Annotated in this window: 12 protein-coding genes; 10 read left to right on the top strand and 2 right to left on the bottom strand. The window is 72.3% G+C overall.

The genetic code is table 11. The annotated features are described in order from the left end of the window. The 8 genes from OG870_RS15425 to OG870_RS15390 all read left to right on the top strand — a co-directional run bounded on the left by OG870_RS15425 (position 1) and on the right by OG870_RS15390 (position 8,527). Positions 1 to 1,077, top strand: a complete 1,077-nt coding sequence (locus OG870_RS15425; RefSeq protein WP_266514132.1) for a nitronate monooxygenase — start codon at positions 1 to 3, stop codon at positions 1,075 to 1,077. Beyond that, a complete protein-coding gene (locus tag OG870_RS15420) occupies positions 1,074 to 1,826 on the top strand; it encodes a 16S rRNA (uracil(1498)-N(3))-methyltransferase (protein ID WP_266584726.1) in 753 nt (250 codons plus the stop codon). The genes OG870_RS15425 and OG870_RS15420 overlap by 4 nt, the downstream gene beginning before the upstream one ends. A 19-nt stretch (positions 1,827 to 1,845) precedes the next feature. Beyond that, positions 1,846 to 2,238 (top strand): VOC family protein, encoded by a 393-nt coding sequence (locus OG870_RS15415; RefSeq protein WP_266584728.1) that lies wholly within the window; start codon positions 1,846 to 1,848, stop codon positions 2,236 to 2,238. Positions 2,239 to 2,315: 77 nt separating this feature from the next. Further along, positions 2,316 to 2,873: a hypothetical protein gene (locus tag OG870_RS15410; protein WP_327690989.1), complete on the top strand. Its 558-nt coding sequence runs from the start codon at positions 2,316 to 2,318 to the stop codon at positions 2,871 to 2,873. Between the two features lie 45 nt (positions 2,874 to 2,918). Further along, positions 2,919 to 6,170, top strand: a complete 3,252-nt coding sequence (locus OG870_RS15405; protein ID WP_327690988.1) for a S41 family peptidase — start codon at positions 2,919 to 2,921, stop codon at positions 6,168 to 6,170. Positions 6,171 to 6,248: 78 nt separating this feature from the next. Then, complete coding sequence (locus tag OG870_RS15400; protein ID WP_266514118.1) at positions 6,249 to 6,602, top strand: histidine triad nucleotide-binding protein; 354 nt, start codon at positions 6,249 to 6,251, stop codon at positions 6,600 to 6,602. 9 nt (positions 6,603 to 6,611) lie between these two features. Then, a complete protein-coding gene (locus tag OG870_RS15395; RefSeq protein ID WP_266514116.1) occupies positions 6,612 to 7,517 on the top strand; it encodes a ribonuclease Z in 906 nt (301 codons plus the stop codon). Between the two features lie 20 nt (positions 7,518 to 7,537). Further along, entirely contained in the window at positions 7,538 to 8,527 is a 990-nt protein-coding gene (locus OG870_RS15390) for an adenosine deaminase (protein WP_266514112.1), read from the top strand. A gap of 166 nt (positions 8,528 to 8,693) precedes the next feature. Here the strand turns inward: OG870_RS15390 and OG870_RS15385 are convergent, their stop codons facing one another. Both OG870_RS15385 and OG870_RS15380 read right to left on the bottom strand, forming a co-directional pair. Next, positions 8,694 to 9,884 (bottom strand): MFS transporter, encoded by a 1,191-nt coding sequence (locus OG870_RS15385; protein ID WP_327690986.1) that lies wholly within the window; start codon positions 9,882 to 9,884, stop codon positions 8,694 to 8,696. Between the two features lie 198 nt (positions 9,885 to 10,082). Continuing rightward, positions 10,083 to 10,874 (bottom strand): IclR family transcriptional regulator, encoded by a 792-nt coding sequence (locus OG870_RS15380; protein ID WP_266514107.1) that lies wholly within the window; start codon positions 10,872 to 10,874, stop codon positions 10,083 to 10,085. 160 nt (positions 10,875 to 11,034) lie between these two features. On the opposite strand from OG870_RS15380, the gene OG870_RS15375 reads away from it, so the two are divergent. Beyond that, on the top strand, positions 11,035 to 11,931 hold the full coding sequence (locus OG870_RS15375; RefSeq protein ID WP_327692311.1) for a 5-dehydro-4-deoxyglucarate dehydratase: 897 nt from the start codon (positions 11,035 to 11,037) through the stop codon (positions 11,929 to 11,931). Continuing rightward, positions 11,928 to 13,217, top strand: a complete 1,290-nt coding sequence (locus tag OG870_RS15370; RefSeq protein WP_266840483.1) for a glucarate dehydratase family protein — start codon at positions 11,928 to 11,930, stop codon at positions 13,215 to 13,217. Before OG870_RS15375 ends, OG870_RS15370 begins: the two co-directional genes overlap by 4 nt. The last annotated feature ends 88 nt before the right edge of the window (positions 13,218 to 13,305 follow it).

Below are 13,305 nucleotides of genomic sequence, written 5' to 3'. Positions count from 1 at the left end.
ATGTCCTCCGTGCTGACCGATCTCTTCCCTCATCCGATCGTGCAGGCCCCCATGGCGGGCGGCGTCTCCGTGTCCCATCTCGCAGCGGCCGTGGCCGAGGCCGGCGGGCTCGGGTTCCTCGCAGCCGGGTACAAGACGACCGACGGCATGTACCAGGAGATCAAGCAGCTGCGGAGCCTCACGAGCCGCCCCTTCGGCGTGAACCTCTTCCTGCCGCAGCCGGAGTACGCCGACCCCGGAGCCGTCGAGATCTACGCCCACCAGCTGGCCGGCGAGGCCTCCTGGTACGAGACCGAACTCGGGGACCCGGAAAGCGGCCGCGACGACGGCTTCGAACCCAAGCTCGCCGTGCTGCTCGACAACCCCGTGCCGATCGTGTCCTTCCACTTCGGCGTCCCGAGCCGCGAGGTGATCGACTCCCTGCACCGTGTCGGCACGTTCACCCTGGCCGCCGCGACCACCGTGGAGGAGGCCCTCGCGGTGGAGCGGTCCGGCGCCGACGCGGTGATCGCGCAGGGCATCGAGGCCGGCGGCCACCAGGGCACGCACCGCGACATCCCGGAGAACGACGGCTCCGGCATCGGCCTGCTCTCCCTCGTCGCGCAGATCCGCGAGACCGTGGGCATCCCGATCGTCGCCGCCGGCGGCATCATGCGCGGCGGCCAGATCGCCGCGGTACTCGCGGCGGGCGCGAGCGCGGCCCAGCTCGGCACGGCGTTCCTCGCCACGCCGGAGTCCGGCGCGAGCGCCGTACACAAGCAGGCACTGACCAACCCCCTGTTCGTGCGTACGGAGTTGACGCGCGCGTTCTCCGGCCGCCCGGCCCGCGGTCTGGTCAACCGCTTCCTGCGCGAGCACGGCCCGTACGCCCCCGCCGCCTATCCGGAGGTCCACCACCTCACCGCGCCGCTGCGCAAGAAGGCCGCCGCGGCCGGTGACGCGCAGGGCATGGCGCTGTGGGCGGGACAGGGCCACCGCATGGCACGCGAACTCCCGGCCGGGCAGCTGGTCGAGGTCCTCGCCGCCGAACTCGACGCAGCCAAGACAGCGTTGTCGGCCAAGGGGGACCTGCGATGACCGCGCCGGTGTTCGTCGTCGACTCCCTGGAGGGCGTGGGCGCCGGGGCGATCGTCGAACTGGACGGCCCCGAGGGGCGGCACGCGGTGTCCGTACGGCGGCTGCAGCCCGGAGAGGACGTGGTCCTCACGGACGGGCTGGGCCGTGGCGCCGCCGGCACGGTCGTGCGGACCGAGGGCAAGGACCGGCTGTTCGTCGAGCCCACCGAGTTCCCGTACGAGCCCGACCCCGCGCCCCGCATCACCGTCGTCCAGGCCCTCCCCAAGGGCGACCGAGGTGAGCTGGCCGTCGAGACGATGACCGAGACCGGCGTCGACGTCATCGTCCCCTGGTCGGCCGCCCGCTGCATCACCCAGTGGAGGGGCGAGAGGGGCTTGAAGGCACTCGCCAAGTGGCGTGCCACGGCCCGCGAGGCAGGCAAGCAGTCGCGCCGGCTGCGCTTCCCGGAGGTCGCGGACGCGGCAACGACCAAGCAGGTTGCCGCACTTCTCGCCAAAGCCGACTTCGCCGCGGTCCTGCACGAGGACCGCGACTACCGCAGCGAGCCGCTGGCGACCGCCGAGCTCCCCTCCGCGGGCGAGATCGTGCTGGTCGTGGGCCCCGAAGGAGGTGTCTCCGAGCAGGAGTTGGCGCTCTTCGAGGAGGCCGGCGCGAGGGCGTTCCGGCTGGGGCGTAGCGTGCTGCGTACATCGACCGCGGGCACCGCGGCGACGGCCCTGCTCCTCGGCCGCACCGGCCGCTGGTCCTGACCGACATCGGGGGAACATCGTGGAACTCGCCCAAGTCCGGCTCCTCGTCAGTGACTTCACCGCCTGCTACCGCTTCTACGCCGAGGTCCTCGGCCTCAAGCCGCAGTCGGGCTCGGCCGAGGGGCCGTACGAGAAGTTCAGCCCGGCCACCGGCTCGGCAGGCATCGCCCTCCAGGACCGGTCGATGATGGCCGAGGTGCTGGACGAACTGGGCGACACGGCAACGGGCCACCGCTCCCTGGTGGTTCTGCGCGTCGACGACCTCGACTCCTACTGCGAGCAGATCGCGACCCGGGGCGCCGACCTCGTGCACGGCCCCGCCCCCATGACGGACCGCATGCGCGTGGCCCACCTCAAGGACCCCGAGGGCAATGTGGTGGAGCTGCAGGAGTGGCTGCTGCTGCGGGGTTGACCGCAGCGCGCGTGCGGGCGCTTTCGTGACCGTATGCGCTCTACCGCGGAAGCGGGCGCGGTGGCAGGCTGCCGTCCATGGGGGCATTGAGGCGGATCTGGCGGCGGCCGCGAGGACGGCGGGTGGCGGCCGCGACAGTGCTGGTGATGACGGCCGTCGGCGGAGCCGTGGCGTGCGACCCGGGCGGGCTGAACTCCGCGGCCGTCGCATACACGACCGATCAGACCGCGACCAAGGAACTGGAGCGGCAGAAGGTCGATGTGCAGTGGCTCAGCTGCACGGCCAACTACGGGAACAACAAGGCCTCCACGGGCAAGGCGGCGCCCTCGGCGAGCGAGACCACCGTCGCCGACGTCGACTGCCAGGGGCAGACCAAGGACGGACGGGAGATCACCGTCACCGGCAAGGTCACCCGCGCCGTCAACGGCGCCTGCGTGCGCGGCGACCTCACGGCCAAGGTGGGCGGCAAGCAGTGGTTCCAGGTGAGTGGCCTCGGCAACTGCAACGCGACCCCGTCGCCCATCTTCAACAACCCCTCGCGCGGACAGCAGCCCGGGGCCACCGTCACCGTGACGGTCACCAAGACCATCTGGTGCAAGGGCGATCCGCAGTGCTGGCCCGTGGAGGGCAAGTGATCCGAACCTCTGTCGGCGGATGCCGCGCCTGCCTAAAGTGATCAGGTGACTCAGCCCGTATCGAAGGCATCCCCGGTATCCGCTGCGTATCTCCGATTTCCGCATGTGCACGGCGAGTTGGTGACCTTCGTCGCCGAGGACGACGTATGGCTCGCGCCGCTGGACGGCGGCCGCGCCTGGCGGGCCGGCGCCGACAACGTACCGGTCAGCCACCCGCGCATCTCGCCCGACGGCACCACCGTCGCCTGGACCTCCACCCGCGACGGCGCCCCCGAGGTGCACGCGGCCCCGGTCGAGGGCGGCCGTGCCACCCGCCTGACGTACTGGGGGAGCGTGCGCACCCAGGTCCGCGGCTGGACCCCGGACGGACAGGTCCTCGCGATCAGCACGTACGGCCAGGCGAGCCTGCGCCGCAGCTGGGCCCGCGCGATCCCGCTGGACGGCGGCCCCGCCACCACCCTGCCGTACGGCCCCGTCGGCGACGTGGCGTTCGGCCCGTCCACCGTCCTGCTGTCCGCGCCGATGGGGCGCGAGGCCGCCTGGTGGAAGCGGTACCGGGGCGGCACGGCGGGCAAGTTGTGGATCGACCGGACTCCTGACGGTGAAGAGGGAGCCGGAGAGTTCGTACGGCTGCACGAGGACCTGGACGGGAACCTGGAGAGCCCCGTCTGGGTCGGGGACCGTATCGCCTTCCTCTCCGACCACGAGGGTGTCGGCGCCGTCTACTCCTCCCTCTCCGACGGGTCCGACCTGCGCCGTCACACTCCGGTCTCCGGTTTCTACGCCCGTCATCTCGCCGGCGACGGCAGCCGGCTCGTGTACACCAGCGTCGGCGAGCTGTGGATCCTCGACGACCTGGACGGCGCCGAGCCGCGCCGGCTCGACGTCCGACTCGGCGGACCGCGGGTCGACCTGCAGCCGTTCCCCGTGAACGCCTCCCACTGGTTCGGCTCCGCCCACCCCGACCACACCGCCCGCGGCAGCGCGGTCGCCGTGCGCGGCTGCGTCCACTGGGTCACCCACCGCGCCGGCCCCGCCCGCGCCCTCGCCGTCGAACCCGGCGTCCGGGCCCGGCTGCCGCGCACCTTCCGCGCCGACGGCGAGGAGCTCGTCGTCTGGGTGACCGACGCGGAGGGCGACGACGCCCTGGAGTTCGCCCCCGCGACCGGGACGGCCCCCGGCGCCACCCCGCGTCGGCTGGCCGCCGGACAGCTCGGCCGGGTCCTCGACCTCGCCGTCGCGCCCGACGGCAGCCGTGTCGCCGTCGCCGCGCACGACGGGCGGGTGCTGCTCGTCGAGCGGGACAGCGGCGAGGTCCGCGAGGTCGACCGCGCCGCCGACGGGAACGTCTCGGGCCTGGTCTTCTCACCCGACTCCGGCTGGCTCGCCTGGTCCCACCCCGGTCCGCGGCCACTGCGCCAGCTCCGCCTCGCCAACACCACCGACCTGTCGGTCACCGAGGCGACCCCGCTGCGCTTCCGCGACTACTCGCCGACCTTCACCCTCGACGGCAAGCACCTGGCCTTCCTCTCCGCACGCTCCTTCGACCCGGTCTACGACGAGCACGTCTTCGACCTGGCCTTCGTCGGCGGCTCCCGCCCGCACCTGATCACCCTGTCCGCGACCACCCCGTCCCCGTTCGGCCCGCAGCGCCACGGCCGCCCCTTCGAGGCGCCCGACAAGGACGAGACCCCGGACAGCGAGGGCACCCCCAACACCCGTATCGATCTCGAAGGGCTCGCCGACCGGATCGTGCCCTTCCCGGTCGAGGCCGCCCGCTACTCCACGCTGCGCGCCGCCAAGGACGGTGTGCTGTGGCTGCGCCACCCGGTGCGCGGAGTCCTCGGCGCCTCCCGGGCCACCCCGGACGACCCCGACCCCAAGAGCGCGCTGGAGCGGTACGACCTGGCCCAGCAGCGCATCGAGCACCTGGCCTCCGACGCCGACCACCTCGCCGTCAGCGGCGACGGCAAGCGCGTCCTGCTGTGGACCGACGGCAAGCTCAAGGTCGTCCCGAGCGACCGGCGCGCCTCGAACGACGACGAGAGCGACTCCAACATCACCGTCGACCTCGGCCGGGTCCGCCAGAGCGTCGACCCGGCCGCCGAGTGGCGGCAGATGTACGACGAGACCGGCCGCCTCATGCGGGACAACTTCTGGCGCCCGGACCTCGGAGGCGTCGACTGGGACGGCGTCCTCGACCGCTACCGACCCGTCCTCGACCGCGTCGCCACCCACGACGACCTCGTGGACCTTCTGTGGGAGGTGCAGGGCGAACTCGGCACCTCGCACGCCTACGTCCGCCCGCGCGGCGGCCACGGCAGCGGCGAGCGGCAGGGCCTCCTCGGCGCCGACATCTCCCGTCACGAGGACGGCAGTTGGCGCATCGACCGGGTGCTGCCCGCCGAGACGTCCGACCCCGACGCCCGCTCTCCGCTGGCCGCGCCCGGTGTCGCGGTGCGCGCCGGGGACGCGATCGTCGCGGTCGCCGGACACCCGGTCGACCCGGTGACCGGCCCCGGCCCCCTCCTGGTCGGTACAGCGGGCAAGCCGGTCGAACTGACCGTCCTGCCCTCCGGCGGCGGCGACCCGCGGCACCCGGTCGTCGTCCCCGTCGCCGACGAGGAGCCGCTTCGCTACCACGCCTGGGTCGCCGACCGCCGCGCCTACGTCCACGAGCGGTCCGGCGGCCGGCTCGGCTACCTCCACGTCCCCGACATGCAGGCCCCCGGCTGGGCGCAGATCCACCGGGACCTGCGCGTCGAGGTCGCCCGCGAGGGCCTGGTGGTCGACGTCAGGGAGAACCGCGGCGGCCACACCTCCCAGCTGGTCGTCGAGAAGCTGGCCCGGAAGATCGTCGGCTGGGACGTGCCGCGCGGCGAACGGCCCTACAGCTACCCGGAGGACGCGCCCCGCGGCCCCGTCGTCGCCGTCGCCAACGAGTTCTCCGGCTCCGACGGCGACATCGTGAACGCGGCCATCAAGGCCCTCGGAATCGGCCCGGTCGTCGGCACCCGCACCTGGGGCGGCGTCATCGGTATCGACAGCCGCTACCGCCTGGTCGACGGCACGGTCGTGACCCAGCCCAAGTACGCGTTCTGGCTGCAGGGTTACGAGTGGGGCGTGGAGAACCACGGCGTGGACCCGGACGTGGAGGTCGTCCAGCGCCCACAGGACTACGCGGCGGGCCGCGACACCCAACTGGACGAGGCGATCAGGCTCGCGCTGGAGGCCCTGGAGCAACGGCCCGCCAAGACCCCGCCGACTCTGCCCACCCTGCTGACCCCGCCGAACTGAAAGGGGCGCGGGGCCGCATCGGTCCGCGACGATAGAGTTGCCCGCATCTTTCGACCATTCCGCTGTTCAGGAGGCCACATGGCTGGGGAGCCGCAGGACGACTGCCTGTTCTGCAAAATCGTCGCGGGCCACGTCCCCGCGACGATCGTCCGCGAGACAGACACCACCGTCGCCTTCCGGGACATCAACCCGCAGGCCCCCACCCACATCCTGATCATCCCGAAGGTCCACTACGAGAACGCGGCGTCCCTGGCCGGCGCCGAACCGGCCATCGCCGCCGACATACTGTGCGAAGCGCAGCACATCGCCGACGAGGAAAAGCTCGAAAGCTACCGCACCGTCTTCAACACGGGTGCCGGCGCCGGCCAGACCGTCTTCCACACCCACGCCCACCTCCTCGGCGGGCGCGGCCTCCAGTGGCCCCCCGGTTAGCAACCCGCCGTGTCCGTCCGTGAATTGGTGGTCCTCGGCACCGCCAGCCAGGTCCCGACCCGGCACCGCAACCACAACGGCTACCTGCTGCGCTGGGACGGCGAGGGCATCCTCTTCGACCCCGGCGAGGGCACCCAGCGCCAGATGCTGCGCGCCGGCGTCGCCGCGCACGACCTGAACCGGATCTGCGTCACGCACTTCCACGGAGACCACTCGCTGGGCCTCGCCGGCGTCATCCAGCGCATCAACCTGGACCGGGTGCCGCACGAGATCACCGCGCACTACCCGCGCTCCGGGCAGCACTTCTTCGACCGTCTGCGCCACGCCACCGCATACCGGGAGACGGTCGAGCTCACCCAGGCCCCGGTGGACACCGACGGCCCCGCGGCCGTCACACCCTCGTACACCCTCGAAGCCCGCAGGCTCTCGCACCCCGTCGAGTCCTACGGCTACCGGCTGATCGAACCCGACGGCCGCCGCATGCTGCCCGACCGGCTCGCCGCGCACGGCGTCAGGGGCCCGGACGTCGGCCGCATCCAGCGGGAGGGCGCGATCGACGGCGTGTCCCTGGAGGACGTCAGCGAGGTGCGCCGCGGGCAGCGGTTCGCGTTCGTCATGGACACCCGCCTGTGCGACAACGTGCACGCGCTCGCCGAGGGCTGCGACATGCTCGTCATCGAGTCGACCTTCCTCGACGAGGACAGCGACCTCGCGACCGACCACGGCCACCTCACCGCGGGCCAGGCAGCCGAAGTCGCACGCGCGGCGGGCGTACGGCATCTGGTGCTCACGCACTTCAGCCAGCGCTACTCCGACCCCGACGAGTTCGAGCGGCAGGCGCGGGCGGCCGGCTTCGAGGGAGAACTGACCGTCGCACACGACCTCCTGCGGGTGCCGGTTCCGAAACGTCGATAAAACCCCCGTACGATGCTGCGATGCCCCTCCCCAAAGCTGAACTGCACCTGCACATCGAAGGCACCCTGGAGCCGGAGCTGGCTTTCGAGCTGGCCGCCCGCAACGGCGTCGAGCTGCCGTACGCCGACGAGGGCGAACTCCGCAAGGCGTACGACTTCGAGGACCTCCAGTCCTTCCTGAACCTGTACTACGAGCTCATGGCCGTCCTGCGCACCGAGCAGGACTTCGAGGACCTCGCGAACGCCTACCTCGCCCGCGCCGCCGCGCAGGGCGTACGGCACGCGGAGATCTTCTTCGACCCGCAGGCGCACCTCGCGCGCGGAGTCGGCATGGGCACGGTGGTGGAAGGGCTGTGGCGGGCGCTGGGGCACAGCGAGGCGAACCACTCCGTCTCCACCAGGCTCATCCTCTGCTTCCTGCGCGACGAGTCCGCCGAGTCGGCCCTCAGCACCCTGGAGGCCGCGAAGCCGTACCTGGACCGGATCACCGGTATCGGCCTCGACTCGGCCGAGGTCGGGCACCCGCCGGTGAAGTTCCGCGAGGTGTACGAGGCGGCCGCCGCGCTCGGTCTGCGCCGCGTCGCCCACGCCGGGGAGGAGGGCCCGCCGGAGTACATCACCGAGGCCCTGGACGTCCTGGGCATCGAGCGCGTCGACCACGGACTGCGGTGCATGGAGGACCCGGCGCTGGTCGCCCGCCTGGTCCGCGACCGCATCCCGCTGACCCTGTGCCCGCTCTCCAACGTCCGCCTGCGCACGGTCGACACACTCGCCGACCACCCGCTCCCCGCGATGCTCGACGCCGGCCTGCTCTGCACGGTCAACTCAGACGACCCCGCCTACTTCGGCGGCTACGCGGGCGACAACTTCGACGCCGTCCACACGACCCTGAAACTCTCCCAGGACCGCCTACGCGACCTGGCCCGCAACTCCTTCCTCGCCTCCTTCCTGGAAGACGACGAACAGCGCCGCGCCCGCTACCTCTCCGAGGTGGAGGCATACGAGTTCTAGACCACGGACCGGCCGACGGCGCCCCGTCAGGGACGCGGGGAACTGCGCGCTCAGCCCCCACCGGCCCGCAGGTTCATCGGGGTCGTGCCCCGTCAGGGGACGCGGGGAACTGCGCGAACAGCCCCCACCGAGCCGCACGTTCATCACCGCACCCCCAGCGGAGCGCCTACGCCGCGGTGGTGTCGTACGCGTGCCGCACAGGTGTCTCCACCGGAATCTCGACGACCGGAAGACGACGCCTCCCGACGCCCATGGCGACCGCCGTCATCGGGATCGCGATCACGAGCAGGCCCGCGGCCAAAATCGCCCCCATGGCCGGGAATCCGGCCTCGGCGGACAGCACGCTGCCGGCCAGCGGCCCCGCCGCCGTGCCCAGCGAGGAGGCCGAGCCGACCAGCACCGCCCAGCGCCCGCGCGGGTCGAGCGAGGCGGCGAGACCGATCACGTACGACAGCACGATCGGGTAGAGCGTGTTCCAGGCGATCTCGCCGCTCGCGAACGTCGTCAGGTCGTGCGCGCAGGCACTGAGTACGGTGCAGCCGGCGATGAGGACCGTGCCCGCCCCGACCGGCAGCGCCAGCCCGAGCCGCGGCCCGAGCGCCCCCGCTGCGACGACCCCGAGCAGCCCGGTGCCGAGTGCGACGGCGAAGACCGCACCGACCGTGGCCTCGGACAGATGCGCCTGCGCGAGGCCGATCCGGCCGCTCACGCCCCAGAGGGAGTTCTGGACGAGGGACCAGCACAGGAGGGCGGCGGCCAGGGTCAGGCCGGCCCGGCGGTGGGGGAGCGGCGGTGCCTCGCGCCGGGACCGCGGGGCTGCCGTGCGCAGGGGCAGACGGCCCGTCAGGGGCCATACGGCGAGCGCGGTGAGGGCGATCGCGGCGAGGGGCTGTCCATGGCCCGCGCCCAGGTGGGGGACTGTCAGATACACGGCGCCCGCGAGCGCGGAGACCCCGAGCAGGCCGAGCGTGGTCGTCCGGTGCGGGTCCCGCTGGGCGGCGATCCCGGTGGCGGCCACCGTCGTCGCCGTACCGGATCCGAAACCGCCCGCCAGGGCGCCCACCACGACGGCCGGGACGGAGCTGCTGAGCGCGGCGCCGCCGTAGCCGAGGACCGCGAGCACCAGGCCGATGCGGGCCAGGGTGCGGGGGCCGACGCGGTCGACGCGTGACGCGAGCAGAAAGCCGGCCGCGGCCGAACTCAGCAGCAGCGCACTGCCGACGGCGCCCGCCTGGGTGGCGGAGAGCGGAAGCCCCGAATCCAGCCGTCCGACGGTGGTCGGCAGCAGATACGGAGCGAGGTACCCGGACGTGAAAAGGGCGACGAGGGGCCAGGGGGTGGTGCGGGGGCTGAACACGGGCGTTCCCAGGGCATGCGAAAGAGACGGCTCAGAAAAGGGGGATTGGGCGACGACCGTCGACGGACAGGAACGCGCGAGCAAGTTGTATCAAGCACGTGGTTCCGGAAAGAAGTGCAGGAGGTGTGATGTGGAGCACTTCGTGTTTCGGGTGGGGAAGGCCGGGTAAACGAGCGGCCCACAGCCGTGGGCTACCCGCTAACGCCAGTGCGCCGCCCCGCCCGCCGCAGGCGCCGTCGCCTCGACCTTCGCCCTGATCTCCCGCATCACAGCGACGATCCGTTCCTCGTGCGCCGGTGTCAGCCGGGCCACCGGCACCGAGCAGCTGAGGGCGTCCTGGGCGGGGGCGTCGTAGCGCAGCGCGAAGCCGAAGCCGACGATTCCGGTCACGGCTTCCTCGCGGTCGACCGAGTACCCCCGCGCCCGCACCTCGGCGAGGTCCGCCGCCAGTGACTCCCGGCTGGTGTGCGTGTTCGGCGTCAGAGCCTCGTACGGCTCCTCGGGCAGTTCCCCGGCGCCCCGTTCGGCCAGCAGTGCCTTGCCCAGCGCGCCGACGTGGGCGGGCAGCCGGCGCCCCACCCGGCTGATCGTCCGCAGGTACTCGTGCGACTCCCGGGTCGCGAGGTACGCGACGTCTCGGCCGTCCAGCCGCCCCATGTGGATCGTCTCGCCGAGTGCCTCCGACGCCTCGTCGAGATACGGCCGTACGACGCGTACGCGTGGGTCGGAGTCGAGGTAGCTGGTGCCGGTGAGCAGGGCGTGGATGCCGATGCCGTACAGCGATCCGGTGATGTCCGTGCGGACCCAGCCCCGGCTGATCAGGGTCTGCAGCAGCGCGTACATCGAGCTGCGCGGCACGCCCAGCTCGTCCGCCAGTTCCTGCAGCCGCGCCGGACGGTCACCGCGCGCGGCGAGCAGCTCCAACAGCTCCACCGTCCGCGCCGCGGACTTCACCTCGCGGACGCCCCCTGCGCCCCCTGTCTCCGACATGCGCCGATCGTAATCGGGGCGCGTGGCCCATTGACGGTCGCGGTTCGTGTATCTAATCTCCATCTTCATACGTGGATGACATCTACATGGGGAGACAGTCGAAGTGAGTGGCGGTAGCGGCACGGACACGGAGACGGTGGTGCGCCGGCTGCGGTCCGGCATGGCGGGTGGTGTGCTGTCGTTCCCGCTCACCAGCTTCCACGACGACGGCTCCCTCGACCTCGACGGCTTCCGCGCCCATGTCGCGGCACAGATCGCGACCGAACCCGGCGCCGTCTTCCCCGCCTGCGGCACCGGCGAGTTCTTCTCGCTGGACGAGGACGAGTACCGGCAGGTGGTGACCACCACGGTGGCGGAGGCAGCCGGCCGCGTGCCCGTCGTGGCCGGCATCGGATACGGCTGGGCTCAGGCCGTACGGTTCGCCCGCATCGCCGAGGAAGCCGGGGCCGACGCGCTCCTCGTCCTGCCGCACTACCTGGTCGCCGCCCCGCAGCAGGGCCTCGTCGCACAACTGGAGCAGATCGCCGCCCGCACCCGGCTGCCACTCATCGCCTACCAGCGCGGCCAGGTCGCCTTCACCGCCGACTCGCTCCGGCGCATCGCCCGCATCCCGAACGTCATCGGCCTCAAGGACGGCCACAGCGACCTCGACCGCCTCCAGCGCCTCACCCTCGCCGCCCCCGAGGGCTTCCTCTTCTTCAACGGCGCCTCCACCGCCGAGATCCAGGCCCGCGCCTACGCCACCGTCGGCGTCCCCGCCTACAGCTCAGCCGTGCACGCCTTCGCCCCCGAGATCGCGAACGCCTTCTTCGGCGCGCTGCAGGGCGGCGACGACAAGACCGTGGAGCGCCTGCTGCGGTACTTCTACGTCCCCCTCGTCGAACTCCGCGACCGCGTACCGGGATACGCCGTGTCCCTGGTGAAGGCGGCCGCCCGGCTGCGCGGCCGCCCCGTCGGCCCCGTGCGCGCCCCGCTCACCGACCCCTCGGCCGCCGACCTGGCCGACCTCAAGACCCTCCTGGCCACCGGACTCGACCTCGTGGGAGCCACCCTGTGAACCTCACCATCACCGACGTACGGCTGACGCCGATCCTGGTCGCCGACCCGCCCCTCCTCAACACCCAGGGCGTGCACCAGCCGTACACCCCGCGGCTGATCGTGGAGGTGGTGACGGCCGACGGGATCACCGGTGTCGGCGAGACCTACGGCGACACCAAGTACCTGGAACTCGCCCGACCCTTCGCCGAGAAGCTGAAGGGACGTCAAGTCAGCGACCTGAACGGCCTGTTCACCGTCGTCGACGAGGTCTCCGTCGACGACACCCGGGTCTCCGGACGGGTCGACGTCGGCGGACTGCGCGGCGTCCAGACCGCCGACAAGCTGCGCCTGTCCGTCGTCTCCGGCTTCGAGGTCGCCTGCCTCGACGCCCTCGGCAAGGCGCTCGGCCTGCCCGTGCACGCGCTGCTCGGCGGCAAGCTGCGGGACGCCGTCGAGTACAGCGCCTACCTGTTCTACAAGTGGGCCGGCCACCCCGAGGGCGTGGCCTCGGAGACGGACGACTGGGGCGCCGCCGTCGACCCGGCCGGGGTCGTGCGGCAGGCCCGGCTGTTCACGGAGCGGTACGGGTTCACCTCGTTCAAACTCAAGGGCGGCGTCTTCCCGCCGGACGAGGAGATCGCCGCGATCCGGGCCCTCGCCGAGGCCTTCCCCGGTCACCCGCTCCGCCTCGACCCCAACGGCGCCTGGTCCGTGGAGACCTCGCTGAAGGTGGCGAAGGAACTCGGGGACGTCCTGGAGTACCTGGAGGACCCGGCGCTCGGCACCCCCGCCATGGCCGAGGTCGCCGCGCGGACCGGCGTGCCGCTCGCCACCAACATGTGCGTGACGACCTTCGCCGAGATCAGGGAGGCGTTCACGCGCGACGCCGTCCAGGTGGTGCTGTCCGACCACCACTACTGGGGCGGACTGCGCAACACCCAGCAACTCGCCGCCATCTGCCGCACGTTCGGCGTCGGCGTCTCCATGCACTCCAACACCCACCTGGGGATCAGCCTGGCCGCGATGACCCATGTCGCGGCCACCGTCCCGAACCTCCACCACGCCTGCGACTCCCACTACCCCTGGCAGTCGGAGGACGTGCTCACCGAGCGCCTGACCTTCGAGGCCGGCAAGGTCACCGTCTCCGACGCACCCGGCCTCGGCGTGGAACTCGACCGCGACAGGCTGCGGTTCCTGCACCGGCGGTGGCTCGACGACGACGGGTCGCTGCGGGAGCGCGACGACGCGGCGGCGATGCGGGTCGCCGAGCCGGCGTGGGAGACGCCCACGGTGCCTCGCTGGTAGCGGCGTCGTCCCGTTGCCCCTCGCCCTGCCCAGGGGGCTCCGCCCCCTGGACCCCCGATCGGCCTGAACGGCCTCGTCGTCAAACGCC

The sequence above is a fragment of the Streptomyces sp. NBC_00461 genome (genome assembly GCF_036013935.1).
In the GTDB taxonomy this organism is placed as follows: domain Bacteria; phylum Actinomycetota; class Actinomycetes; order Streptomycetales; family Streptomycetaceae; genus Streptomyces.
The sequence above is the reverse complement of the archived record's forward strand: the minus strand, read 5'-3'. Positions and strand labels throughout refer to the sequence as shown.

Excerpts from the sequence above, each read along its gene's own strand:
- OG870_RS15390 (WP_266514112.1), top strand. The coding sequence starts at position 7,538 with ATGCCCCTCCCCAAAGCTGAACTGCACCTGCACATCGAAGGCACCCTG.
- OG870_RS15425 (WP_266514132.1), top strand. The coding sequence starts at position 1 with ATGTCCTCCGTGCTGACCGATCTCTTCCCTCATCCGATCGTGCAGGCC.
- OG870_RS15380 (WP_266514107.1), bottom strand. The coding sequence starts at position 10,874 with ATGTCGGAGACAGGGGGCGCAGGGGGCGTCCGCGAGGTGAAGTCCGCG.
- OG870_RS15420 (WP_266584726.1), top strand. The coding sequence starts at position 1,074 with ATGACCGCGCCGGTGTTCGTCGTCGACTCCCTGGAGGGCGTGGGCGCC.
- OG870_RS15410 (WP_327690989.1), top strand. The coding sequence starts at position 2,316 with ATGGGGGCATTGAGGCGGATCTGGCGGCGGCCGCGAGGACGGCGGGTG.
- OG870_RS15400 (WP_266514118.1), top strand. The coding sequence starts at position 6,249 with ATGGCTGGGGAGCCGCAGGACGACTGCCTGTTCTGCAAAATCGTCGCG.
- OG870_RS15375 (WP_327692311.1), top strand. The coding sequence starts at position 11,035 with ATGGCGGGTGGTGTGCTGTCGTTCCCGCTCACCAGCTTCCACGACGAC.